We start from the raw sequence: 22488 nt of genomic DNA on the forward strand, positions 1-22488 counted from the left end.
CCCCGGCGGGGAGGATCAGCCTCACTCCACCGTCACCGACTTGGCGAGGTTGCGCGGCTGGTCGACATCCGCGCCCTTCACCACCGCCACGTGGTAGGCCAGCAGCTGGATCGGGGCCGACATCACCAGGGTCGAGACCAGCGGGTCCGACGCCGGGGCGGTGACCACCACCTTGGCGCCCGCCGGAGCGTGCTTCACGCCCTCGGTGTCGGTAATGAAGATCACCTGGCCGCCGCGCGCCATCACCTCGCTCATGTTGGAGGCCGACTTCTCGAAATAGCTGTCGTGGGGCGCCAGGATGACGATCGGGGTCTGGTCGTCGACCAGGGCGATCGGGCCGTGCTTCAGCTCGCCGGCGGCGTAGCCCTCGGCGTGGATGTAGCTGATCTCCTTCAGCTTCAGCGCGCCTTCCAGGGCCAGGGCCGACATCGGGCCACGGCCGAGATAGAGCACGTCCCGCGCCTTGGCGACGTCGGCGGCGATCTCCTTGATGGCGTCTTCCAGGCCGATGGCCTCGGCGATCAGGCGCGGCGCTTCCAGCAGCACCTTGACCAGGCGCTGCTCCTCGGCGTCGCCGATCGTCCCGCGCGCCTTGGCCGCGGCGATGGCCAGGGCGATCATCACGCTGACCTGGGCGGTGAAGGCCTTGGTCGAGGCGACCCCGATCTCGGGACCGCAGTGGATTGGCCAGACCACGTCGACCTCGCGAGCCATGGTCGATTCCTGGGCGTTGACCACCACCGCGCTCTTCATGCCCTTGGCCTTGCAGTAGCGCAGGGCCGCCAGGGTGTCGGCGGTCTCGCCCGACTGCGACATGGCGATGACCAGCGAGCTCGGCCGCAGGGCCGGGGTGCGGTAGCGGAACTCCGAGGCGATCTCGACATCGACCGGCAGGTCGGCCAGCTGCTCGATCAGATACTTGCCCACGACGCCGGCGATATAGGAGGTGCCGCAGGCGACGATCTGGATGCGCTCGAGCTTGGCGAAGTCGATGTCGCCCGGGACGGCCGCCTTCGAGGTCAGGGTGTCGACATAGGCCGCGATCGTGCGCTGGCAACCCTCGGGCTGATCATGGATCTCCTTCTCCATGAAGTGCCGGTAGTTGCCCTTCTCCAGCATGACCGACGAGGTCGGCACCACGCGCACGGGCCGCGTCACGGCCGCGCCGCTGGCGTCGAAGATCCGATGGCTGTCGTGGTCGAGGGCCACGTAGTCGCCCTCGTCCAGATAGATCACCCGGTTGGTGAAGGGACCGACGGCCAGGGCGTCCGAGCCCAGGAACATCTCGCCCTGGCCCTCGCCGACGACCAGCGGGCTGCCGCGGCGGGCGCCCAGGATCAGGTTGTCCTCGCCCTCGATCAGCACGGCCAGGGCGTAGGCGCCGGTCAGGCGGTCCAGGGTCGCCTTGAAGGCTTCGAGCGGCGGCAGGCCGGTCGCCAGCTCGGCGTCGATCAGGTGGGCGATGACCTCGGTGTCGGTGTCGCTGGAAAACGCGCGGCCGGCGGCGGCCAGCTCGGCCTTCAGCTCGGCGAAATTCTCGATGATGCCGTTGTGGACCAGGGTGACGCGACCGGCGGTCTGCGGGTGGGCGTTCTGAACGTTGGGCGCGCCGTGGGTGGCCCAGCGGGTGTGGCCGATGCCGACGGTGGCGACCAACGGGTCCTCGGTCAGCACTCCTTCCAGCGCCTTGATCTTGCCCTTGGCCCGGCGGCGCTCGACCCTCGTTTCGCCATTGGAGCCGCCGACGACGCCCGCGACGCCCGCGGAGTCATAGCCCCGATATTCGAGGCGTTTGAGGCTCTCGATCAGACGGTCGGCGACGGGTTGTTTTCCGACGATGCCGATAATGCCGCACATGGGCCATGATCCCTTGTAGAACGCAACGACAGGATTATCCCTAGCCGCGCGAGGATTTCGAAGTCGGCCTTTAGCACTCGCTCAAGGCCGTCTCCCGTAAATCTGCATTTCGGATCGTTTCGCGGTCCGACGATGGCTTCAAAGAGACGACAAAGCGACCATGAGCAAGCGCGCCTATTTCGGCACCGACGGCATCCGGGGCCAGGCCAACAAGCATCCGATGACCGCCGAGGTGGCCCTGCGCGTCGGCCTCGCCGCCGGCAAGCTGTTCCGCTCGCAGGACGAGCGTCGGCACCTGGTGGTCATCGGCAAGGACACCCGCCTGTCGGGCTACATGATCGAGCCGGCCCTGGTCGCCGGCCTGACCAGCGTGGGTCTGGACGTGCGCCTCTTTGGTCCCCTGCCGACGCCGGCCGTGGCGATGATGACCCGCTCGATGCGCGCCGATCTCGGGATCATGATCTCGGCCAGCCACAACGACTTCGCCGACAACGGCATCAAGCTGTTCGGCCCCGACGGCTACAAGCTCTCCGACGAGCAGGAGCTGAAGATCGAGGCCCTGATGGATGAGGGTCTGCAGGAAGGCCTGGCCGCCCCCCGCGACCTGGGTCGCGTCAAGCGCATCGACGACGCCCAGGCCCGCTATATCGAGATCGTCAAGGCGACCTTCCCGCGCCACATGAACCTGTCGGGCCTGCGCATCGTCGTCGATTGCGCCCACGGCGCGGCCTACAAGGTGGCGCCCGACGCCCTGTACGAACTGGGCGCCGAGGTGTTCCCGGTCGGGGTGGCCCCGAACGGCACCAACATCAACGCCGAATGCGGCTCGACCCATCCCGAGGCCATGGCCAGGATGGTGCGCGAATATCGCGCCGACATCGGCATCGCCCTGGACGGCGACGCCGATCGCCTGGTGATCTGCGACGAGAAGGGCGTGGTCGTCGACGGCGACCAGATCATGGCGATCATCGCCGCGGCCCTGGCCAGCGCCGGAACCCTGAAGGGCGGCGGCGTCGTGGCCACCGTCATGTCCAACCTGGGCCTCGAGCGCCAGCTGAACGCCTTGGGCCTGAGCCTGGAGCGCACCGCCGTGGGCGACCGCTACGTCATGCAGCGCATGCGCGAGGGCGGTTTCAACCTCGGCGGCGAGCAGTCGGGCCACCTGATCCTGTCGGACCTCTCCACCACCGGCGACGGCCTGATCGCCGCCCTGCAGGTGCTGGCCGTGATGGTCCAGACCGGCCAGCCGATGAGCGCGCTCGGCCGCCAGTTCGAGCCGGTGCCCCAGCTCCTGGAAAACGTCCGCTTCGCCGGCGGCAAGCCGCTGGAGGCCAAGGCGGTGAAGGAGGCCATCGCCGACGGCGAGAGCCAGCTGAACGGCGCCGGCCGCATCGTCGTGCGCGCCTCCGGCACCGAACCGCTGATCCGCATCATGGCCGAGGGCGATGACCCGGCCCTGGTGAAGAAGGTCGTGAAGTCGATCGTGACGGCCGTGAAGGCGGCTTAGACCCCCACCTTCGGGGCCTTCATCCGTCGCTTGTTGACGTGGTGACTGGGGGCCTCGGCGGCGATTTCCTCGGGGTATTCGCCCTTGAAGTAGAAGCGCTGCCAGGCCTCCTTGGTGGCCTCGGGGTCGCGCTTGAAGATCAGCTTGTTGAACTCACTGCGCTTCTCGGCCCAGACGTCGTACTGGCGGCGCAGCTCGGGATTGGCGTTCATCGACTTGATCACCGGCTGGAAGGCCTCCATCGGCTTGTCCTGGATCAGCATGATGAAGCAGAAGGTCTCGCCCTTCTCGAACCGCACCGTGCCGGGGCGGGTGAACATCCAGTTCATCGTGAACGGGAAGGGCAGCCAATCGGTCTCGATCACGCCGGCCAGGGGCTGGATGCCGTCCTTGATGTGATTGGGCGGTCCCATCGCCATCAGCGACCAGCCCGGCGGCGTGCGGAACAGATAGCCGGTGTGGAAGGTCACCACCCCGCGCGTGAAGTGCGACTTCACGAAGTCGGTGAACCCCGGATACGGATGGTCGGGCTGGAACTTGATGCACTCCTGGTGCGCCCCGCCGTCCCAGCTCATCGAGAAGCCGACCGGACAGAGAATGTCCCAGCCGGTGGTGTTGGCCATGGTCAGCGGCAGGCAGCGATAGGGATGGCGGTCGGCGAAATGATCCATCCAGGCCCGCTGCGGACGGCCCGGCACGATCTCCGGCGGACGGTTCTCGGTGGGATAGCACTCCAGTTCCATGCCGGCCTTCGTCCTTGTTTTCCTACCCTGATCGGCTGGTCTAGCGCTCGCGAGGCGAGGCCGTCCAGCGTCGCGAACCGATGACACCTCCAACCGATCTCCCCGGCGAACGCCGGGGCCCGGATCGAACCCAAAACGACGATCGCCTGAGCACTGGAGATAGGCGCGAACACCCAAGCCGATCCGGATGAATCTGGACCCCGGCATTCGCCGGGGAGGGCGGCTTTTTGGAATTGGAGGTGTTCCATTCGGCCGTTAAACAGCCTCTCATGAAGACCCGAACCGACCTCTTCGCCTTCTTCGACGCGCACGGCGTCAAGCACTCGACCCTCGACCATCCGCCGGTGTTCCGCGTCGAGGAGGGGCTGGAGATCAAGCAGGCCCTGCCGGGCGGCCACACCAAGAACCTGTTCCTCAAGGACGCCAAGGGCCAGCTGTGGCTGATCTCGGCCCTGGGCGAGACCACGATCGACCTCAAGCGCCTGCACACGGTGATCGGCTCGGGCCGGCTGTCGTTCGGTCCCGAGGCGATGATGGTCGAGACCCTGGGCGTGACGCCCGGCTCGGTCACCGCCTTCGGCCTGATCAACGACGCCGGGCGGCGGGTGCGCTTCGTGCTCGACAAGGCCCTGGCGGACAGCGATCCGGTCAACTTCCACCCCTTGAGCAATAACGCCACCACGGCGGTGTCCCAGGCCGATTTCCGCAAGTTCCTGGCGGCGCTGGGCGTCGAGCCGATGATCGTGGATTTCGCGGCGATGGAAGTGGTCTGAAGCTTCGCCTGATACGCGAACGGGACATTGCGCGGCGGCCCTTGAAGGACCATCTTGCGGCTTCGAGCGTTCCCACCTTGAGTACACGAGAGACCCGATGTCCCTGATCGGCGAAAAGCCCGCCGCACCGGCGAAAAGTGAACACATCAAGGACGGCACGGACGCCAGCTTCATGGCCGACGTGATCGAGGCCTCGAAGACCCAGCCGGTCATCGTCGACTTCTGGGCCACCTGGTGCGGCCCGTGCCGCCAGTTGACGCCCGCCCTCGAAAAGGTGGTCACGGCCGCCAAGGGCGCGGTGAAGCTGGTCAAGATCGACGTCGACGCCAATCCCGGCTTCGCCGGCCAGCTGCGCGTGCAGTCGATCCCGACGGTCTACGCCTTCGTGGATGGGCGTCCGGTGGACGCCTTCCAGGGCGCCCTGCCCGAGAGCCAGGTCAAGGCCTTCGTCGAGAAGCTGGGCGGCCCGGCCGGCCCCAGCGCCATCGACGACCTGATCGCCCTGGGCAAGGAATCGCTGGAGATCGGCGACATCGGCGGCGCGGCCCAGGCCTTCGCCCAGGCCCTGCAGACCGATCCCGAGAACATCAAGGCCCTGGGCGGCATGGCCCGCGCCTATCTGCTGGGCGGCGACCTGGAGGGCGCGGCCGAGGTGGTGGCCATGGCTCCGGCCGACGCCAAGGATCCCGACCTGGACGCCGCCCGCGCCGCGCTCGCGCTCGCGGAAGACGCCCCGTCCGAGACGTCCGAGTTCGAACAGCGCCTGGCCGCCGACCCAGACGATCACGAGGCCCGCCTGGAGCTGGCCAAGGCCCTGGCTGGGGCCGGTCGCCTGCAGGACGCCGCCGACCACCTTCTGGCCATCATCGCACGCGACCGTGCCTGGAACGACGACGCGGCCCGCAAGCAACTCCTGACGGTGTTCGAGGCCGCGGGACCGACCTCCGAAGTCGCCAAGCAGGGTCGACGCAAGCTGTCGTCGATCCTGTTCAGCTAGAGAAAAAGGGGAGCGCCGAATGGCGGCGGCCTACCGAAAGCTCAGCGACCTTCCTCTGGTGATCCCGGTGTTTCCGCTGGACGGCGTCCTGCTGTTGCCCGGCGGCCATCTGCCGCTGAACATCTTCGAACCGCGCTACCTGAACATGCTGGATGACGCCATGTCGGGCGAGCGGATCATCGGCATGATCCAGACCCGCCCGCGGGCGCCCGGCCAGGAGGCCGACCCGCGCCAACCGCCCCTGGCCCCCGTCGGCTGCGCCGGCCGGGTGACCAGCTTCGCCGAGACCAGCGACGGCCGCTACCTGATCACCCTGACCGGGGTCTGCCGCTTCCGGACCGGCGACGAGCTGCCGGTGCGCACGCCCTATCGTCAGGTCCGCGCCGACTTCGCGCCTTACGAGCCGGATCTGCGCGAGGACGGCCCCGGCGGCACGCGCACCGCCGCCGATATCGACCGCCTGCTGTCGGCCCTGCGCCGCTATCTCGACCACCGGGGCCTGGCCATCGACTGGACCGACGCCGAGAGCGCGCCCTCCGACGCCCTGATCAACAGTCTGGCCATGGCCCTGCCGTTCGACCCGATGGAAAAGCAGGCCCTGCTGGAGGCCGAGACCATCTTCGAGCGCAAGGCGACCCTGACGGCGCTGCTGGAGATCGACGCCGCCGCCGGGGACGATGACGAACCGCACTCTATCCAATAGGCGAGAGGGCCAGTAGACACAGCCCATGACCCAAGACGCTCCCACCCCGACCATCGATGTCGATCCGCGCCTGCTGGAAGTGCTGGTGTGCCCCGTGACCCGCGGCCCGCTGGAATATGACCGCGCCAAGGGCGAACTGATCAGCCGCTCGGCCAAGCTGGCCTATCCGATCCGCGACGGCGTGCCGATCATGCTGCCGGAAGAGGCGCGCGAACTGAGCGAGTAGGGCGTCGCCGCCCTCTACAGCGCCACGCCCCGCAGCAGCTTCGGCAGATCCCCCACCCCGCCGCCGGCCTCGTGCATGAAGAAGCGTCGCGCCGGGGCGATGCGGTTGACTACCGCCAGGCCCGCCCCGCGCGCCACCCGCAGCAGCGGATTGTCGTTCGAGAAGATCCGCACGAAGGCGTCGAAGGCCAGGGCGTTGGTCACGGTGTCGAACCGCCGCCAGCGGGCGTAGCGCTCCAGCACCGCCTCGGCGCCGATGTCCTCGCCGCCGCGCACGGCCTCGACCAGCACCTCGGCGAGCGCCGCCGCGTCCTTCAGGCCCAGGTTCAGCCCCTGCCCGGCGATCGGGTGCACGCCATGAGCCGCGTCGCCGATCAAGGCCAGGCGCGGGGCGGTCATCCGCTCGGCCAGCAGCAGCGACAGCGGATAGACGAAGGTCGGCCCCTCGACGGTCACCGCGCCCAGGAAGTCGCCGAACCGCCGCATCAGGTGGGCGTGGAAAACCTCGGGCGAGGCGTTGCGCAGGGCCTCGCCACGCGCGGTGCTCTCGGTCCAGACCAGGCTGGCGCGGTTGCCCGTCAGCGGCAGGATGGCGAACGGGCCGCTGGGCAGGAAATATTCGTGGGCCACGCCCTCGTGCGGCTTTTCCATCCGCACCGTGGCGACGACGCCGCTCTGGCCGTAGCCCCAGGCGATCTCGCCGATGCCGGCCGCCCGGCGCAGGACCGAGCCGCGTCCCTCGGCGCTGACCGCGAGCGGGGCCGACAGCACCCGGCCGTCCGACAGGGTCAGCTTCGCGGCCCCGGCCTCGACCGCCAGGGCCTTGGCCGCCATCGGAGCGATGACCGGAATACCCTTGTCGATTACTGCCTTCGACAGCGCCGCGCGGGTCTGGCGGTTCTCGATCAGATAGCCCAGCGGCTCGCCATCGATGCGGCCGGAGATCTCGCTGCTGTCGAACCGCAGGAAGGCCGGCGAGGCCTTGCGGGCCGCCGCCCCCGGCGTGCGGCCGTCGGTGACCAGGATCTGCTCGATGCGCTGGGCGTGGGGCGCGAGCGCCTCGCCCGCGCCGATCGCGCGCCACTGGCGGAACGAGGAATAGGCGATGGCCGAGCTGCGCCCGTCGAAGGTCGGGGCCAACTGGGCTTCGAACGGCTGCGGGTCGATGAGGAGCGGCTTCAAGCCGCCCGACGCCAGGGCCAGAGCCAGGGTGGAGCCGGCCATGCCGGCGCCGGCGATGATCACGTCGGCATCGTGAGCGGAAGCGCGCATGGCGGGATATGGGCGCGTGCGGCCGAGGCTGTCCAGACCGCGCGGCTACTTAGCGGCTGCGTAGGGGGCCTTGGCGTCCTGGCGCACCAGGCCGCGCGTCGCGTCGCCGACGCCGATCAGCACGAACTGCACCGCCAGGGCGCAGAGGATCAGGCCCAGGACCCGCACCACGATGCTCATGCCGATTCGGCCCAGCACCCGGCTGATCAGCGGCGCGGCCCAGAACACCGCCACCAGCACCAGCGACACCGCCGAGATCACCGCCACGCCCAGACCCAGGCCCGCCCAGCCGAACGGCTTGGCCTCGGCGGCGTAGATGATCACCGTCGAGATCGCGCCCGGACCGATCAGCAGCGGCATGGCGAACGGCACGATCAGGCGCTCGAAGCGCTGCTTGGCGTAGACCCGCGCCGACTGCCCCTCGATGCCCTCGGCCGCGTCGGCGAACATGGTGGTGAAGTCGTCGCGCACCATGTCCAGTCCGAGAATGAACAGGATGATGCCGCCCGCGATCCGGAACGCCGGCATCGAGATGCCGAAGAAGGCCAGCAGGCCCACGCCCGTGAAGAAGAAGAAGATCAGGAACGCCGCGACGAACAGGCCGATATAGACGGCCACCATCCGCCGGCCCGCGGCGGCCGCGCCCAGGGTGGCGGCGGCGAACAAAGGCACGTTGCCGATCGGGTCGATCAGGGCGAACAGCGCGACGAAGAAGTTGACGGCGAGTTTGGCCTCGGTCATTCGACGTCCTTACCTTTATCAAAGCGCCTGAACCTTCACCCTATCTCCTAGGGCGGACGGCTTCGCGCGCCAACCCCTGGGGGCAAAGACATGACCGCCGATCCGCGCCTGATCGTTCCGCTGGACCTGCCCACCGTCGACGACGCCCGCGACATGGTCCAGCGCCTGGGCGATGCGGTGTCGTTCTACAAGATCGGCCTGGAGCTCTTGGCCAGCGACGGCATGGCCCTGGCCCATGAGTTGAAGGCCTCGGGCAAGTCGATCTTCCTCGATTGGAAGCTGCACGACATCGGCGCGACCGTGGAGCGCTCGGCGCGGGTCTTGGCGACCAGCGGCTGCGACCTGCTGACCGTCCACGCCGAGCCGCAGGTGATGAACGCGGCCGTCAAGGCGCGCGGCGACTCGAGCCTGAAGATCCTGGCGGTGACGGTGCTGACCAGCCTGACCGACGCCGACCTGATCGAGATGGGCTACGCCTTCGGGGCCCGCGACCTGGTCGAGCGCCGGGTGCGCCAGGCGGTCGAATGCGGCGTCGACGGCATCGTCTCCAGCCCCCACGAGGCCGCCCTGGCTCGCGAGATCGCCAACGAGGCCGGACGCCCGGACTTCCTGATCGTCACGCCCGGGGTGCGCCCGTTCTGGTCGGCCAAGAACGACCAGGCCCGTGCCGCCACCCCCGAGGCCGCCATCCGCGCCGGCGCCAGCCACCTGGTCTGCGGCCGCCCGATCACGGCGGCCAACGACCCGCGCGAGGCGGCCCTGAAGGTCGCGGCGGAGATCGCCGGGCTGTAGGCTCGGCACAGGCCCCCACCTGACCTGCTTACGCAGGTCTGTCCGCCCCCAAACGGGGCGGAGAGAGACCTCTCCTCCCCCTCTTGGGGGAGGGGGGACCGGCGAAGCCGGTGGAGGGGGCCAGCGCAGTCCTACTTCACCACCATCGCCACGCCGCGCGCCCGGGGATCGGCCTCGGGCACGGGCGTCCGGCCCACCACCTGGATCGCCTCCATGTCGCCGCTGAAGTCCTCGGTCCACGTGTAGCCGCGCGCCTCCAGCGCCGTCTTCAGGGCGGCGGAGGGCGGGGCGGAGGGTTCGTGGAAGATCACGTTCTCGGGCAGCAGCTGGTGGTGGAAGCGCGGCGCCTTCTGGGCCGCCTTCAGGGTCAGGCCGTGGTCGTACACATTGGCCAGCACCTGGAACACCCAGGTGAAGATCCGCGAGCCGCCGGGCGTGCCGATGACCATGGCCGGCTTGCCGTCCTTGACCAGTATCGTCGGGGTCATCGACGACAGGGGCCGCTTGTGGGGCGCGATGGCGTTGGCGGTCCCGCCGACCACGCCAAACATGTTGGGCGCGCCGGGCTTGGCCGAGAAGTCGTCCATCTCGTCGTTGAGGATGAAGCCCGCCCCCTCGACCACCACGCCCGAGCCGAACCAGCCGTTCAGCGTATAGGTGTTGGAGACGGCGTTGCCCCACCTGTCGACGATCGAATAGTGGGTGGTCTGCGGCTTCTCCAGGCCCGGGACCACCGCCTTGGTCGGCGACGGCCTGTCCGGATCGACCTCGCGGGCGCGCCGGGCGACATAGGCGGGGTCGATGAGGTTGGACACCGGGACCTTCACGAAATCGGGGTCGCCCAGATATTCCGCGCGGTCGGCGTAGACGCGCTTTTCGATCTCCGCCAGCAGGTGGACGTACTGGGGATCATTGAGGCCGACGCCTTTGAACTTCGGGGCCAGGTCCTGCTTCATCAGCAGCATCTGCATCAGCGCGACGCCGCCCGAGCTGGGCGGCGGTGCGGTGATGACGTCATAGCCGCGCCACCTGGCGGTGACCGGCGCGCGCCACACGGCCTTGTAGCCCGCGAGATCGGCCTTGGTGATCAGGCCCTTGACCGATCCGCGCCCCATCTGGGCGACGATCAGGTCGGCGGTCTTGCCCTCGTAGAACGCCTTGTCGCCGCCCTTTGCGATCCGCTCCAGGGTGGCGGCGAGCTCGGGTTGCTTGAACAGCGTCCCGGCCTTCACCGGCCCGAAGTGGTCGCGGAAGTTGGTCTTGGCGAACTGCGGCGGGACCTCGCCGGCCAGCATTCCGGAGAACTGGGCGTTCACCGTGAAGCCGTCGCGGGCGTAGCGGATGGCCGGGGCCAGGACCCGCGCCCAGGACAGCTTGCCGAAGCGCTTATGGGCCATGGCCAGGCCGCGCACCGTGCCGGGCGTGCCGGCCGCGAGGTTGCCGTACAGCGACAGGCCCGGAGTCGGTTCGCCGTCCTGGCCCAGGTACATGTCGGCCGAAGCCGCCGCCGGGGCCGTCTCGCGATAGTCGAGGAAGTAGGGCTTGCCGCCGACATAGAGGGTCATGAACCCGCCGCCGCCCAGATTGCCGGCCTCCGGGTAGGTGACGGCCAGGGCGAAGCCCGTCGCCACCGCCGCGTCGACCGCGTTGCCGCCCGCTTTCAGGATCTCCGCCGCCGCCAGCGCCCCGTAGCGGTCCGGCGAGGCCACGGCCCCGGCGGTAAGCACCGGAACGGGCGTGGCCGGCTTTGCTAAGGCGGGCGGGGCGAAAAGCAGCAGGGCGGTCGCGACGATCTTGGCGAGCAGGCGCAAGGGATGTCTCCGGCGATGATCAGGCCACGCTAGCCGATACCGTTCGCGGAACAATGGTTCTTGACGCCCTCCTCGCCCTGGTCTTGCTGATCGGCGGGCTTTCTGGAGGAACGCCGTGAAGAGCACCCGCCCCGAGGACGTCGGCGTTCCCGCCTCCATCCTGATCGACCGCGCCATCGCCGCGATCCCCGACTGGCGCGGCCAAACCCTGGCCCGCCTGCGCGCCCTGATCCTGGACGCCGATCCCGACGTGGTCGAGGAATGGAAGTGGGGCAAGCCGGTCTGGTCGCGCGACGGCCTGATCTGCACCGGCGAGGTCTATAAGGCTGTGGTCAAGACGACCTTCGCCCATGGCGCGGCCTTGGAAGACCCGACCAAGCTGTTCAATTCCAGCCTGGAGGGCAATGTCCGCCGCGCCATCGACTTTCCGCAAGGCGCCGAGATCCCGGCCGAGGCCTTCAAGGCGCTGTTCCGTGAGGCGGTGGCCTTCAACGCCGCCAAGGCCAAGCCGAAGAAGAAGGCGTGAGACGCATCTAGGTCTCCAGGTCCTCCGCCGGCCGGCGCCGCGCGTTCAGGCGACGGGCCAGCAGGGCGCCGCCGATGAACAGCGCGCCGACGGCCAGGAACGAGGCCGCGCGCGTGACCCCTTCCAGCCTCGCCAGGTCGAACAGCACCACCTTGGCCGCCGTGAACAGCAGGGCCGCCAGGCCCGCCCAGCGCAGGACGATATCCTTGCGCGCCGCGCCCAGTCCCAGCACCGCCAGGCCGAACACCGCCCAGAGCGCCGAGAAGGTCCAGGTCTCCAGGCCCGCGTTCCCCGTCGCCGCGCGCAGGTCGCCGCCGTGGAAGGCGTAGCGGATCAGCAGGGTCAGCAGCACGAACAGCGTCCCGACCGCGACCGCCAGGGCGGTCCTGTCGAACGGCCGGTCAGCCCGCCTCAGGCCTAGCATCGCCGCCGCGCCCAGACCGTACAGGCCAAACAGCAGCAGCGCCGCGCCGACCGGCGCCAGCGGCTGGCTCATCGGCCCCCACCAGGGGCTGGCGCGGACGCCGAACACCAGGCCGGCGACGATCAGCGCCAGCCAGCCGAAAGCCGGCCCGACCCGAGCCAGCCAGGCGGCGCCGGCGCGCCCGGCCAGGCTGGGCGCGCTCAGTTGACGAGCGGCGAGCAGGCCGAGGATCGCATAGGCCGCGCCCTCGGCCCGGCCGATCGGCGCGGAACCCATGGCGGCGCCGTGGAAAAGGTGGCGTAGCGCCAGCAGGGCCCACAGGAGGGCGAAAAGCGGGATGGCCAGGACCCAGGCCTTGGTCCAGCGATCCTCCGCCGGCCGGCGTCGCCAGGCGATCGCCGCCAGCAGGCCGGCCGGCGCCAGGTAGGACAGGAGCAGAGTGTTCAGCACCGGCGGTCCGGCGGGGGGCTGGCCCATGCCCCACCAGGGGTTCCAGACCAGGCCTTGCAGCAGGACGCCGTGCGCGACGCCCAGGCTGACCACGATCACCGTGCGCCAGCGCGTGATCGGGCCATCGTCGGGCCGCTGGCGCAACACCAGCAGCAGGCCCGTGCTCAGCAGCGCCAGGGTGCGCAGCGAGGCTTCCAGCAAGCCGTCGCCGCCCTGATCGCGGGGTCCCGCCATCACGACATGCAAGGCCGCGAACAGCGCCAGCAGCACGATCAGCAGGCCCGTGGCGCGCTGGGCCTCGACCTCGTTGCGGACGCTCTCGCCGCCGCCCTTCCAGATCAGGGCCGAAGAGACGACCAGCAAGCCGGCGGCCACGGCGCTGACCGCCAGCAGGGTCGCCGGCGGCAGACGCCCGGCCAGGGCCGCGCCGATGAAGTCCGGTTGCAGCATGGCGATGAAGGCGATCAGGCCGCCCACCACGCTGGCGGGGGCCAGGCCTCGCCAGGGCAGACGCCAGGCGGCGACGGCCAGGGCGAGGGCGGCGAGGCCGAAGGCGGCGGGCTCGAGACGCGGCGCGACGGCGGCGTGCGTGGCCAGGAAGGCCATCTCGGCGGCCGCCGCCAGCCACAGCGCCAGGCCTCGATCCGTCGAGGCCTGTTCCACCCGGCGCGCGATCAGGGCCGCCGCGCCGAACAGGGCCGCCGCCAGGATCGCGGCCGGCGCCCAGCCGAAGTCGATCTTCGCCGCCTGCAGAATCGGCCAGGTCAGGCTGGCCAGGATCGCCACGCCGATGCCGCCGATGGCCAGGACGCGGGTGCGCTCAACGGCGGGCAGGCCCAGCGCCAGCCAGAGTGTGACCGCCGGGATCAGAGCGGTCAGAGCGTGCTGCCACGGCAGCTGCGCGGCGAAGGCGGGGGCGCGCACGGCGATGGCCATGGCCACGAGCTGGCAAAGGATCGTCATGCCGACGGGCAAGGCGAACAGGCCAGGCCGGATCATGTCGCGGATCGCCATGGCCGCCGCCAGGACGATCAGAAATCCCGACAGCAGGATGGCGGTCGGCAGGTGTCCCGTCCCGATCGGGGCCGAGAACCAGGGGCCGAACGACGCCAGGCTGACCAGCACCAGCGCCAGGGCGGGCAAACCTCGGAAGTCGCTTCCAGCGGTGTCCCCCGGGTCGTCGCGACGGAAGCGACGTCGCCACAGCGTCGCGGCGAACGGCCCGGCGGCGGCCAGGATCTGGATGATCACCGCCGGAAGGGTCTGGTGTTGGCCCACCGGGACGCCGCTCAGCAGCAGCAGGCCGATGATCGTGGCGGCGCCCGCCTTGCCCCAGCGCCGCAGCGCCGAGATCGAGAACCCCGTCGCGCCGATCAGCCCCGCATAGGCCGTCAAGGCCAGCGGCGACCAGTCCGGCAGGCCGGTGAAGGCTGGAGTCAGCACGGCGCCGACAACGGCCACCAGGGCCAGCGGCTCACCGTGTCGCAACGACAAACCCAGCAGGCCTAGGGAAATCCCGGCGGCCAGAACCGCGGCCACGCCCAGCGGGATCAGGTGATACAGCCCGTGGGCCGCGCAGACGGCGCCATAAAGGGTGACCGCCCCGGCCCCGGCCGAGACGGCGGCGGCCAGCAGGTGGCGACCGCCGGCGATCGACGGCGTCTGGCGCAGAATCCATTCGCTGGCCCCCAGCATCGCCGCGCCCAGGATCACGGCCATGGCGATGCGGAGCTCGGGAACGAACAGCCCGCGCTGCGCGGCATAGGCCACCAGCAGCAGGCCGCCCAGCGCCAGACCGCCACCGCCGATCCAGGCCAGGCCGTTCTCGGACAGCCAGGTCGAGACCGACTCGCGGTTGATCCTCGGCGGCGGCGGGGCGGGCCGAGGCTGAGCGCTGGGGGCGGCTGGCAAGGGCGCGAAAACCGGCTCGGGCGTCGGAGCGCTGGCCTCAAGCGGCTCGGCAACGGGGTCCGGCGCGAGCCCAGGCGGGCGCGCCGCCATCGGCTCGGCGATCGCCGAGGTTTCCGGGGCCGGCGCGGCGGGCTGATGAGCCATGCGCGGCGCTAGGTCGGCGGCGTCCAGCCGTCGCTCGAGCGTCCGGATCTTCTGGCCCTGTCGATAGATCCAGGCACCCAGGGCCAGGATCACCAGCCATTCCATGTCGTGCGTCCCGTCCGGCGAAGTCAGCGGCCCTGTCTTGGTATGCGAGGACGGCGCTCAATGAAACCTTAAGTCGCAGCCCCCGCCCTCACCCCAGCTCCAGCGCCCGCAGCACCGCGAACTGGTCGTAATAGGGCCGCTCGCAGATGATCTTGTCGCTGCCCGGCGCGAACTCGAAGCTGGCGGCCATGCGGATGCGGAAGGCCTTGCCGGTCGGTTCGACCGTGCGCCCGGGGATCTTCAGCGGCCCCAGATGCGTGCCGGTCAGCCAGAACTCGACCAGCACCGTATCGCCGGCGTGGGCGATGGCGATCACCTCGTTGCCCTGGTCCGGGAACGGCGTGCGCGAGGCGGCGAAATAACCGCGCACGGCCGCCTCGCCGTCGAACACCGCGCCGCCGCCGTACATCTCGTAGCGGGGATGCTCGAAAGTGGCGATCACTCCGTCCCAGTCATGGACGCACTCCAGCGCCATGTGGTCGCGCACCACCTGGATGCGCCGTTCCGCGAGATTGGTCGCGAGGTCTTCCATGGCCCGTTCCTCCTCCTGTTTCGGAGGAGCCTGCCAGCCTCAGAAGTCGACCGCCACGCCCTTCTTCTCCCAATCGCCGAAGCGGGTGGGCTCGGGGCCTTCGCGACCGCCCTTTTCCGTCGGCAGGGCGGCGGCGTGTTCAGCCGCGCGGCGGGCGGCGGCCTCCTCCAGCGCGCGGCGGGCGGCGGGGCTCAGAGCCTTGCCCGGCGCGGCGCCGGGGACGTCGGAGGAGGTGATTTCAGGCGATGGGGACGCGTCAACGGGCTCTGACATGGGCGGATTCTAGCATTTTTCGTCCGCATCGCCGCGCGATTTTTCCGCAAGACGCTTGCGCTGGCCCTCGCCTTTGGGGCACGGCGGGGCGGTGACTCAAGAACTGAACGACGGCCTCCCCGCCCGGGAAGCCGCCCTGACCCTGATCGACGCGGCCCTCTCGCGCCGCGGCGGCATCGACGAAGCCGCCTCCGCCAACGGTTTCCGCTTCCTGGAGCCGCGTGAGCGGGCCTTCGCGCGCGCCCTGGCCATGGCCGTGCTGCGCCACCTCGGCCCCATCGACCGCGCCCTGGCCGCCAAGCTGCAGAAGGCCCCGCCGGACCGGGTGATGCATCTGCTCCGCCTCGGCGCGGCCCAGGCCTTCTATCTGGAGGTCCCGGCCTTCGCCGCCGTGGCGACCTCGGTCGAACTGGCCGGGGCCAATAAGACCAGCCGCCCGTTCAAGGGCCTGGTCAACGCCGTGCTGCGCGGCCTGCTGCGCGACGGCGAGCCGGCCAACGACCCGACCCTGCTGGCCCCGCCCTGGCTCTATTCGCGCTGGGTGGCCGCGTTCGGCGAGGCCACGGCCCGCGAGATCGCCGGCCAGATCGCCATCGAGCCGGCCACCGACCTGTCCCTGAAGCCGTCCGCCGACGCGCCTGCGCTGGCCGAGGCGCTGGAGGCCGAGATCCTGGACGGCGGGACCCTGCGCGTGCGCCGCAAAGGCGATGTCGCCGCCTGGCCGAACTTCGAGGACGGGACCTGGTGGGTGCAGGACGCCGCCGCCGCCGTCCCGGCCCGCCTGCTGGACGTCAAGGCCGGCGAGCAGGTGCTGGACCTCTGCGCCGCGCCCGGCGGCAAGACCCTGCAGCTGGCCGCGGCCGGCGCGAACGTCGTGGCCCTGGACCGCTCGGCCGCGCGGCTCAAGCGCGTGGCCGAGAACCTGGAGCGCATGGGCCTGACCGCCGAGATCGTCGCCGCCGACGCGGCCGCCTGGGAGGATGCGCGGACCTTCGACGCCATCCTGCTGGACGCCCCGTGCAGCGCCACCGGCACCTTCCGTCGCCATCCGGACGTGCTGTGGGCCGCCCGCCCCGGCGACGTGGCCAGCCTGGCCGGCGTGCAGTCGAAGATCCTCGACAGCGCCGCCGACCGCCTCAAGCCCGGCGGGCGGCTGGTCTACACCGTCTGCTCGCTGGAGCCGGAGGAGGGCGAGGCCCAGGTCGAGGCCTTCCTGGCGCGCCGCAAGGACATGGCGCTGGAGCCGATCGTCGCCGGCGAAGGCGGCTCCCCCGAGGCCAGCCTGACCGCCCGCGGGACCCTTCGCCTGCTGCCGCATCAGCGCGACGGCGGCCAGGACGGCTTCTTCGCGGCCAGGTTCAGGAAAGTGACAACGTAGTTGTCATCCCGGCGAAAGCCGGGACCCAGGCAAGTAGAGATGACAGAAGCGGCGGACGCGGTTATCCCAGGACCATGACCGCGCCGCTTATCGCCCCCTCCATCCTCGCCTCCGACTTCGCCAAGCTGGGCGAGGAAGTCGCCGCCATCGAGGCGGCCGGCGCCGACTGGGTCCATGTCGACGTGATGGACGGCCACTTCGTGCCCAACATCACGCTCGGCCCCGACATCGTCAAAGCCATCCGGCCGCACGCCAGGATCCCGTTCGACGTGCACCTGATGATCAGCCCGGCGGACCCTTATTTGGAAGCCTTCCGCGCCGCGGGCGCGGACCTGATCAGCATCCACCCCGAAGCCGGCCCGCACCTACACCGGTCCCTGAAGCGTATCCGCGAGCTGGGGGCCAAGGCCGGCGTGGTGTTCAACCCGTCGACGGGCCTAGACCACGTCGAGTGGATCCTGGAGGACGTCGACCTGCTGCTGGTCATGTCGGTCAATCCCGGCTTCGGCGGCCAGAGCTTCATCCCCGGCCAGCTGCGCAAGGTCGAGGCCCTGCGCAAACTGGTCGACAAGGCCGGCCTCGACATCATTATCGAGGTGGACGGCGGCGTGACCCCGGCGACCGCCCCGCAATGCGTCGCGGCGGGCGCCACCGCGCTGGTCGCCGGCTCGGCGGTGTTCAAGGGCGGCCCCGGCGCCTATGCCGACAACATCCGCGCGCTGAAGGGCGGCTGACCCCAGACCATGGCCGTCAAGCGTTCCGCCAGCGGCTCGAAGTTCCCCGCCTCTTCACGCGGCGGCGGCGTCCTGTGGAAGGCCGTCGGCGCCGAACTGGCCAGCCACGTCGCCCGCGAGTGGTACGGCTCGGGCCCGCATCGCCTGCTGATCGCCTTCCCGCGCCCCGAGGGCCTCTCCGCCCGGCCGCACGACCCGCGTCCGGTCGATCCCGGGCGCGGGTCGAAGATCCTGGCCGGAACCCTGACCCTGGACGGCGGATCCTTGCGCCTGGCCCCCGACGGCGACCCGTTCGACACCGCCAGCCCCTCGCGCCGCTTCGCCGTCAGCCTGCACCGCTTCGACTGGCTGCCGGACCTGGCCGCCGCCGGCTCGGACGGCGCCCGCCGCTCCCTGCGGCTGATCGACGACTGGCGGCGGGTGTTCGGCAAGTGGAACGCCTTCTCGTGGTCCCCCGAGTGCCTGGAGCGCCGGGTTTTCCACCTGGCCTGCGCCGCCAAGACCCTGGCCGCCGAGGGCAGCGACGCCGAGATCGCCGACCTGACCCGGGACCTCGCCCGCCAGGCCCGCCACCTGCTCGAGATCGCCGCCGCCCCCGCCCGCATCCTCGAGCGCGCCGCCGTCGCCACCCTGGCCGGCTGCGTCCTGGCCGGCAAGCCCGGCGAGCGGCTGATCGACAAGGGCCTCAAGGTCCTGCTGCGCCACCTCGACCGGATGGTGCTGGCCGACGGCGGCCACGCCACGCGCTCGCCCGAGGCCGGGGTCGAGCTGCTGTTCGACCTCTTGACCCTGGACGACGCCCTGGGCCAGCGCGGCCGGCCCAGCCCCGAGGCCCTGTCGCGGGCCATAGACCGCCTGTCCAGCGCCACCCGGTTCTTCACCCTGGGCGACGGCCATCTGGCGGCCTTCCACGGCGGCGAGGCCATCGCCCAGCCGCGCATCGCCGCCGCCCTGGCCCACGACGACGCTGGTCCGCGCCCGCTGAACGCCGCGCCGCACAGCGGCTATCACAAGATGATCGGCGGCAGCATCGAGCTGATCGCCGACTGCGGCCCGCCCCCGGCCGGCCCCTTGAGCGTCGCCGCCTGCGCCCAGCCGGCCGCCGTCGAGATCGTCTGCGCCAAGGACCGCCTGATCACCAGCTGCGGCTGGAGCCCCGAGGCCGCCGGCGCCAACGCCTTCCGCCTCTCCGACGCGGCCTCCACCGTCTCGGTCGGCGACGGCTCGGCCGGCCGGCCGCTGTCGGGCTTCCGCGCCCGCGCGCTCGGCCCCTGGCTGGTCGACGGCGCGCAGGCGGTCGAGGCCAAGCGCCACGACGACGTCGGCGGGGTGTGGCTGGACATCGTCCACGACGGCTGGCGCCATGTGGGCCTGCGGCACGCCCGCCGCCTGTTCCTCGACGCGGTCAATGACGAGCTGCGCGGCGAGGACAGCCTGACCCCCTTCGCAGGCCCCGCCGACCCCCGAGACGGAATTGGCGGCCCCCGCCGCTACCTGCCCTTCGCGGTGCGCTTCCACCTGCACCCGGAAGCCCGCGCCTCGATCGCCCGCGACGGCAAGAGCGTTCTGATCCGGGGCCCCAGCAACATCGGCTGGTGGCTGCGCAACGACGCCGTCGACGTCGAGATCGCCCCCACCGCCCACTTCGACCACGGCCTGGCCCGCAAGGCCGGCCAGATCGTGCTGAAGAGCCAGGTGCGCCCGGAGGTCGGGGCCAAGATCCGCTGGAAACTGACCCGGGCGGAGGGTTAGGGCCGATGGGCTTCGACCGAAGACCCCCGCTGGACCCCGGCCGGGCGCGGCAGGCGCCCGAGTACACGGCCGACGAGGTGTCCGAGGTTGTCGCCGCCCTGACGGCGGACGCGCCGGAGATCCTGGCGGTGCTGGAACGCGAGGCGCGGGCGCCCGGAAGCGTGGCGTCGGGGGACTATGACGACGCCTACGACCGGATGCTGACGTACCTGTTCGAGCGGGGGTACGTGCAGACGCATATCGAGATGGCGATGGTGTTTCGGGCGGTGCGGGAGCGGGTGGGGCAGGGCTCAAACCCGGAAAAGGCGTAACCCAAAATAGCAACATCCATTAGTTGCTTTTCAAGATCTTCGGTGGAACGTTGGTAGGTGAGCAAGAGGGGAGGCTCTTTGCCGTATCCACCATTCAATCCGAACGGCGTATTGCCGCCCTACATTGGCACTTGGCCATCTGCTGGACCTGGCGGCTTCTCGCCCTATCATTCCACCATCCAAGAAGTATCGGCCCTCGGTACGACTGTGGAACGGAAAGCCATACTGGTTGGCTTTCTCAATTTACGGACTGCACTTCGAGCCCTAGGATTTACAATCGAAGGTCAATGGATTGACGGCAGCTTCTGCGAGAATATCGAGCATACAGAAGGCCGACCTCCTGGAGATATCGACGTTCTTTCATTTCTTGATCACCCCGCCGATCCGGCCACTCTCAATGGCCTTCTAGTAGCCAACTCAAATCTTTTTGTACCTGGTCAGAGCAAGGCCAATTTCAGGTGCGACCATTATGTTATGAGCGCCTCCCACCGAACGATCGAACAGCTTTGCTATTGGAACTCATTGTTCTCCCACCGTCGAAACGGCCTCTGGAAAGGCTACATCCAAGTTGCCGACGAAGGCCAAGCGACCGATGACGCGCTGATAGCGCTTCTAACGGCCTGATATCCATGAGCACCTTGTTCCTTCGCCAACGACTGGACGCGGAAGCAGCGGGCCTTCGGCAATTGCTTGCCACGACATCGGCAAGTGACGTGCTCGGCTTGTTTTCCCTGCGTAGTCGCTTGGAGGAAGTAGAACGAGAACTTACCTCTGTGGCTGCGGAGAGGGGCACGCGCGCCGAAGTTGCTCTAATCTTCAACGGCCGCCCGGTAGCAGGCGCTGCGGCAATCGATGCAAGCTTTGGAAGCAAAGCGATTGATCAATTCCAGCGCACCGTTTCTACAGCTTTCGCCGTGCAGGCTTCAGATGGCCGAGTAGGGCTGCGCGGCCCAACCATATCTAGCGAAATGGCCGCACTGCACATCACCGGCGTACTCCACGGATCATTCGGCTTTGTGCTGGAAGAGATAGACCCAAAAGGGGATCAGTGGACAGATAGTGCGCTCAAAGCCGCCGCTGACGCCGCGATAAGTGTCTTGGAACGGGTCGCGTCACCGGATGAAGCTGATGCCGAGCTAGCTCTAGAAGAAGTTAACGATCGACTGTTCGTAAATATTCGGGACTTCGTGAAACTGGTTCATGACCATCAAGCGACCCTCACGATTGCTGAGCCCGAGAGGTCCGTCGAGCTAAACCAACTCGCGGTCGCGAGGGCTTACGAACGAGTCGCAAATGCCAGCATTGCCGATGAAGAATTCCAGCTTAGAGGAGTTCTCCAGGGCGTATTACCTGTAGCTCGTCGCTTCGAGTTTGAGGGTGAAGGTTTCCGTATCAAGGGAAAAGTAGCGAGAGACATCACCGAAGAATATCTCAAAACCCTGGAATCTGACCCGATGGTCGGTCACATGGTGACAGCGGTGTTTCGGAAGCGAACGGTGCGCGACACTATTTCTGCAGTTCGGGAAAGCTTCACCTTAGTTCGTGTAATTCCTGATGTTGGCGCTCCTAGCCACGCGCTCTAGCGTGAACGCGGCGTCGCTGCCCTCGACCCGCCCTGCGTCGGAGCCCGCCTTAAATCTCTTGGAGGCTGCAGCGTGCAGGGCTGTCCAGGTCAGTCAAGGACGGCTTCGCCGCCGCGCGCGGCCGCCCAGAGGGCGGTCCTTGAGTGACCTGGACAGCCCTGCGATCGTCTCGCCGTGAGATGTAAGGCGGGCGCTCTTCCGGGGCGGGAAGAGGCGAATAGCAAAATGGGTCGCCGCCCTCAGGTCCCTTTACGAAGGGGACCTCACTTAAACAGGTCATACTGGTGAGGCTCAGACCGCCAGTGCGCGCGAACGTGCTCTCGCTTCCTGAACCTTGTCCGGTCATACGCCCGGACATACACCGTCTTTCCTGGCTCAATGGCGCTAGCCATGAGGTTCTCCATCCTAGCGGGAGGGCCCCGCCACCAAGTTCGCGGACTGCGAACCTTGCCACGTCGGCTCCGGCAAAGCCGGTCGGATAGAAAAGTGGGCGACGACCCACGTTCACCTTTAGTTCAAATCGACGATTCGGTTAAGTGGCTGAAATGGTGCGATCTTGGCGATCCACAGAACGACGTTGCTTATCCCCAATCTGCTTACGCTCCACGCCCACCGTAAACCCTCTCCCCCTGCGGGAGAGGGTGGCCCGCGGAGCGGGTCGGGTGAGGGGTTGAAGGACGGGGACGCTGCCGGGGCGGGCAGGCCAGGCGCCAGGCTGACAGGGCGATCAACCCCTCATCCGTCGCCTTCGGCGCCACCTTCTGCCGCAGGGGGAGAAGGAGATTCGTGGGGATTGAGGGCGCTCTGTCCCCGGCGTTCGCGGCGCCGAACCCTGCGAAATCAACCACTTGTCGATCTTACGCGCTGCTGAATGATCCGCGTTGAATCCGCCGCGATACTCAATGCGTCCCCGTCGCGGGGGAGGGCGTTTGGATCCGGCCCAA

General features: G+C 69.2%; 21 protein-coding genes. 13 read left to right on the forward strand and 8 right to left on the reverse strand.

Annotation, left to right across the window (positions count from 1 at the left end; all coding sequences use genetic code 11):
• Positions 1-21: 21 nt before the first annotated feature.
• Entirely contained in the window at positions 22-1857 is a 1836-nt protein-coding gene (gene glmS / locus AC07R7_RS14160; RefSeq protein WP_494635579.1) for a glutamine--fructose-6-phosphate transaminase (isomerizing), read from the reverse strand.
• A gap of 160 nt (positions 1858-2017) precedes the next feature.
• Here glmS and glmM point away from each other — a divergent pair, with 160 nt between their 5' ends.
• Positions 2018-3364 carry a phosphoglucosamine mutase gene (glmM, locus tag AC07R7_RS14165; protein WP_494635580.1) on the forward strand — a complete coding sequence of 449 codons (1347 nt, stop codon included), beginning with the start codon at positions 2018-2020 and terminating at the stop codon, positions 3362-3364.
• On the opposite strand, the gene AC07R7_RS14170 is transcribed toward glmM, so the two are convergent.
• Positions 3361-4107: a DUF6065 family protein gene (locus tag AC07R7_RS14170; RefSeq protein WP_492887457.1), complete on the reverse strand. Its 747-nt coding sequence runs from the start codon at positions 4105-4107 to the stop codon at positions 3361-3363. The genes glmM and AC07R7_RS14170 overlap by 4 nt on opposite strands.
• A gap of 269 nt (positions 4108-4376) precedes the next feature.
• Here AC07R7_RS14170 and AC07R7_RS14175 point away from each other — a divergent pair, with 269 nt between their 5' ends.
• From AC07R7_RS14175 to AC07R7_RS14190, 4 genes are all read left to right on the forward strand, one after another.
• Positions 4377-4880 (forward strand): prolyl-tRNA synthetase associated domain-containing protein, encoded by a 504-nt coding sequence (locus tag AC07R7_RS14175; protein ID WP_494635581.1) that lies wholly within the window; start codon positions 4377-4379, stop codon positions 4878-4880.
• Positions 4881-4977: 97 nt separating this feature from the next.
• A complete protein-coding gene (locus tag AC07R7_RS14180) occupies positions 4978-5877 on the forward strand; it encodes a tetratricopeptide repeat protein (protein WP_494635582.1) in 900 nt (299 codons plus the stop codon).
• 19 nt (positions 5878-5896) lie between these two features.
• A complete protein-coding gene (locus tag AC07R7_RS14185) occupies positions 5897-6580 on the forward strand; it encodes an LON peptidase substrate-binding domain-containing protein (protein WP_492837721.1) in 684 nt (227 codons plus the stop codon).
• 25 nt (positions 6581-6605) lie between these two features.
• On the forward strand, positions 6606-6806 hold the full coding sequence (locus AC07R7_RS14190; RefSeq protein WP_125157247.1) for a Trm112 family protein: 201 nt from the start codon (positions 6606-6608) through the stop codon (positions 6804-6806).
• A 14-nt stretch (positions 6807-6820) separates the two neighbouring features.
• Here the strand turns inward: AC07R7_RS14190 and AC07R7_RS14195 are convergent, their stop codons facing one another.
• A complete protein-coding gene (locus tag AC07R7_RS14195; protein ID WP_494635583.1) occupies positions 6821-8077 on the reverse strand; it encodes a UbiH/UbiF/VisC/COQ6 family ubiquinone biosynthesis hydroxylase in 1257 nt (418 codons plus the stop codon).
• A 45-nt stretch (positions 8078-8122) separates the two neighbouring features.
• Positions 8123-8818 (reverse strand): MarC family protein, encoded by a 696-nt coding sequence (locus AC07R7_RS14200; RefSeq protein ID WP_492887452.1) that lies wholly within the window; start codon positions 8816-8818, stop codon positions 8123-8125.
• 90 nt (positions 8819-8908) lie between these two features.
• Here AC07R7_RS14200 and pyrF point away from each other — a divergent pair, with 90 nt between their 5' ends.
• Complete coding sequence (gene pyrF / locus AC07R7_RS14205; RefSeq protein ID WP_494635584.1) at positions 8909-9610, forward strand: orotidine-5'-phosphate decarboxylase; 702 nt, start codon at positions 8909-8911, stop codon at positions 9608-9610.
• Positions 9611-9741: 131 nt separating this feature from the next.
• Here pyrF and ggt read toward each other — a convergent pair whose 3' ends face one another.
• The gene (gene ggt / locus AC07R7_RS14210; RefSeq protein WP_494635585.1) at positions 9742-11421 is read right to left on the reverse strand and encodes a gamma-glutamyltransferase; all 1680 of its coding nucleotides are present in this window, start codon (positions 11419-11421) and stop codon (positions 9742-9744) included.
• 115 nt (positions 11422-11536) lie between these two features.
• On the opposite strand from ggt, the gene AC07R7_RS14215 reads away from it, so the two are divergent.
• On the forward strand, positions 11537-11947 hold the full coding sequence (locus tag AC07R7_RS14215; protein WP_494635586.1) for a DUF1801 domain-containing protein: 411 nt from the start codon (positions 11537-11539) through the stop codon (positions 11945-11947).
• Positions 11948-11954: 7 nt separating this feature from the next.
• On the opposite strand, the gene AC07R7_RS14220 is transcribed toward AC07R7_RS14215, so the two are convergent.
• The 3 genes from AC07R7_RS14220 to AC07R7_RS14230 all read right to left on the reverse strand — a co-directional run bounded on the left by AC07R7_RS14220 (position 11955) and on the right by AC07R7_RS14230 (position 15786).
• Positions 11955-14981 carry a DUF2339 domain-containing protein gene (locus AC07R7_RS14220; protein ID WP_494635587.1) on the reverse strand — a complete coding sequence of 1009 codons (3027 nt, stop codon included), beginning with the start codon at positions 14979-14981 and terminating at the stop codon, positions 11955-11957.
• Positions 14982-15069: 88 nt separating this feature from the next.
• The gene (locus AC07R7_RS14225; RefSeq protein ID WP_492837729.1) at positions 15070-15513 is read right to left on the reverse strand and encodes an ester cyclase; all 444 of its coding nucleotides are present in this window, start codon (positions 15511-15513) and stop codon (positions 15070-15072) included.
• Between the two features lie 39 nt (positions 15514-15552).
• Positions 15553-15786, reverse strand: a complete 234-nt coding sequence (locus AC07R7_RS14230; protein WP_494635588.1) for a DUF1674 domain-containing protein — start codon at positions 15784-15786, stop codon at positions 15553-15555.
• Between the two features lie 91 nt (positions 15787-15877).
• Between AC07R7_RS14230 and rsmB the strand changes: the two genes are divergently transcribed.
• The 6 genes from rsmB to AC07R7_RS14260 all read left to right on the forward strand — a co-directional run bounded on the left by rsmB (position 15878) and on the right by AC07R7_RS14260 (position 21544).
• Positions 15878-17164, forward strand: coding sequence for a 16S rRNA (cytosine(967)-C(5))-methyltransferase RsmB (gene rsmB, locus AC07R7_RS14235; RefSeq protein WP_494635589.1), 1287 nt, complete (start codon positions 15878-15880; stop codon positions 17162-17164).
• A gap of 74 nt (positions 17165-17238) precedes the next feature.
• Entirely contained in the window at positions 17239-17898 is a 660-nt protein-coding gene (gene rpe, locus AC07R7_RS14240; RefSeq protein WP_494635590.1) for a ribulose-phosphate 3-epimerase, read from the forward strand.
• A 9-nt stretch (positions 17899-17907) separates the two neighbouring features.
• Positions 17908-19650: a heparinase II/III family protein gene (locus AC07R7_RS14245; RefSeq protein WP_494635591.1), complete on the forward strand. Its 1743-nt coding sequence runs from the start codon at positions 17908-17910 to the stop codon at positions 19648-19650.
• A gap of 5 nt (positions 19651-19655) precedes the next feature.
• A complete protein-coding gene (locus AC07R7_RS14250) occupies positions 19656-19961 on the forward strand; it encodes a hypothetical protein (RefSeq protein WP_494635592.1) in 306 nt (101 codons plus the stop codon).
• A 57-nt stretch (positions 19962-20018) separates the two neighbouring features.
• Positions 20019-20585 (forward strand): DUF6932 family protein, encoded by a 567-nt coding sequence (locus AC07R7_RS14255; RefSeq protein WP_494635593.1) that lies wholly within the window; start codon positions 20019-20021, stop codon positions 20583-20585.
• A gap of 5 nt (positions 20586-20590) precedes the next feature.
• Complete coding sequence (locus tag AC07R7_RS14260; protein ID WP_494635594.1) at positions 20591-21544, forward strand: hypothetical protein; 954 nt, start codon at positions 20591-20593, stop codon at positions 21542-21544.
• Positions 21545-22488: the final 944 nt, after the last annotated feature.

The sequence above is a fragment of the Caulobacter sp. GW821-FHT05F04 genome (assembly GCF_059419665.1).

Excerpts from the sequence above, each read along its gene's own strand:
- AC07R7_RS14185 (WP_492837721.1), top strand. The coding sequence starts at position 5,897 with ATGGCGGCGGCCTACCGAAAGCTCAGCGACCTTCCTCTGGTGATCCCG.
- AC07R7_RS14200 (WP_492887452.1), bottom strand. The coding sequence starts at position 8,818 with ATGACCGAGGCCAAACTCGCCGTCAACTTCTTCGTCGCGCTGTTCGCC.
- rpe (WP_494635590.1), top strand. The coding sequence starts at position 17,239 with ATGACCGCGCCGCTTATCGCCCCCTCCATCCTCGCCTCCGACTTCGCC.
- AC07R7_RS14175 (WP_494635581.1), top strand. The coding sequence starts at position 4,377 with ATGAAGACCCGAACCGACCTCTTCGCCTTCTTCGACGCGCACGGCGTC.
- glmM (WP_494635580.1), top strand. The coding sequence starts at position 2,018 with ATGAGCAAGCGCGCCTATTTCGGCACCGACGGCATCCGGGGCCAGGCC.
- AC07R7_RS14220 (WP_494635587.1), bottom strand. The coding sequence starts at position 14,981 with ATGGAATGGCTGGTGATCCTGGCCCTGGGTGCCTGGATCTATCGACAG.
- AC07R7_RS14250 (WP_494635592.1), top strand. The coding sequence starts at position 19,656 with ATGGGCTTCGACCGAAGACCCCCGCTGGACCCCGGCCGGGCGCGGCAG.
- AC07R7_RS14245 (WP_494635591.1), top strand. The coding sequence starts at position 17,908 with ATGGCCGTCAAGCGTTCCGCCAGCGGCTCGAAGTTCCCCGCCTCTTCA.
- pyrF (WP_494635584.1), top strand. The coding sequence starts at position 8,909 with ATGACCGCCGATCCGCGCCTGATCGTTCCGCTGGACCTGCCCACCGTC.
- AC07R7_RS14190 (WP_125157247.1), top strand. The coding sequence starts at position 6,606 with ATGACCCAAGACGCTCCCACCCCGACCATCGATGTCGATCCGCGCCTG.
- AC07R7_RS14180 (WP_494635582.1), top strand. The coding sequence starts at position 4,978 with ATGTCCCTGATCGGCGAAAAGCCCGCCGCACCGGCGAAAAGTGAACAC.
- AC07R7_RS14170 (WP_492887457.1), bottom strand. The coding sequence starts at position 4,107 with ATGGAACTGGAGTGCTATCCCACCGAGAACCGTCCGCCGGAGATCGTG.
- AC07R7_RS14195 (WP_494635583.1), bottom strand. The coding sequence starts at position 8,077 with ATGCGCGCTTCCGCTCACGATGCCGACGTGATCATCGCCGGCGCCGGC.
- glmS (WP_494635579.1), bottom strand. The coding sequence starts at position 1,857 with ATGTGCGGCATTATCGGCATCGTCGGAAAACAACCCGTCGCCGACCGT.
- AC07R7_RS14225 (WP_492837729.1), bottom strand. The coding sequence starts at position 15,513 with ATGGAAGACCTCGCGACCAATCTCGCGGAACGGCGCATCCAGGTGGTG.
- AC07R7_RS14260 (WP_494635594.1), top strand. The coding sequence starts at position 20,591 with ATGAGCACCTTGTTCCTTCGCCAACGACTGGACGCGGAAGCAGCGGGC.
- AC07R7_RS14230 (WP_494635588.1), bottom strand. The coding sequence starts at position 15,786 with ATGTCAGAGCCCGTTGACGCGTCCCCATCGCCTGAAATCACCTCCTCC.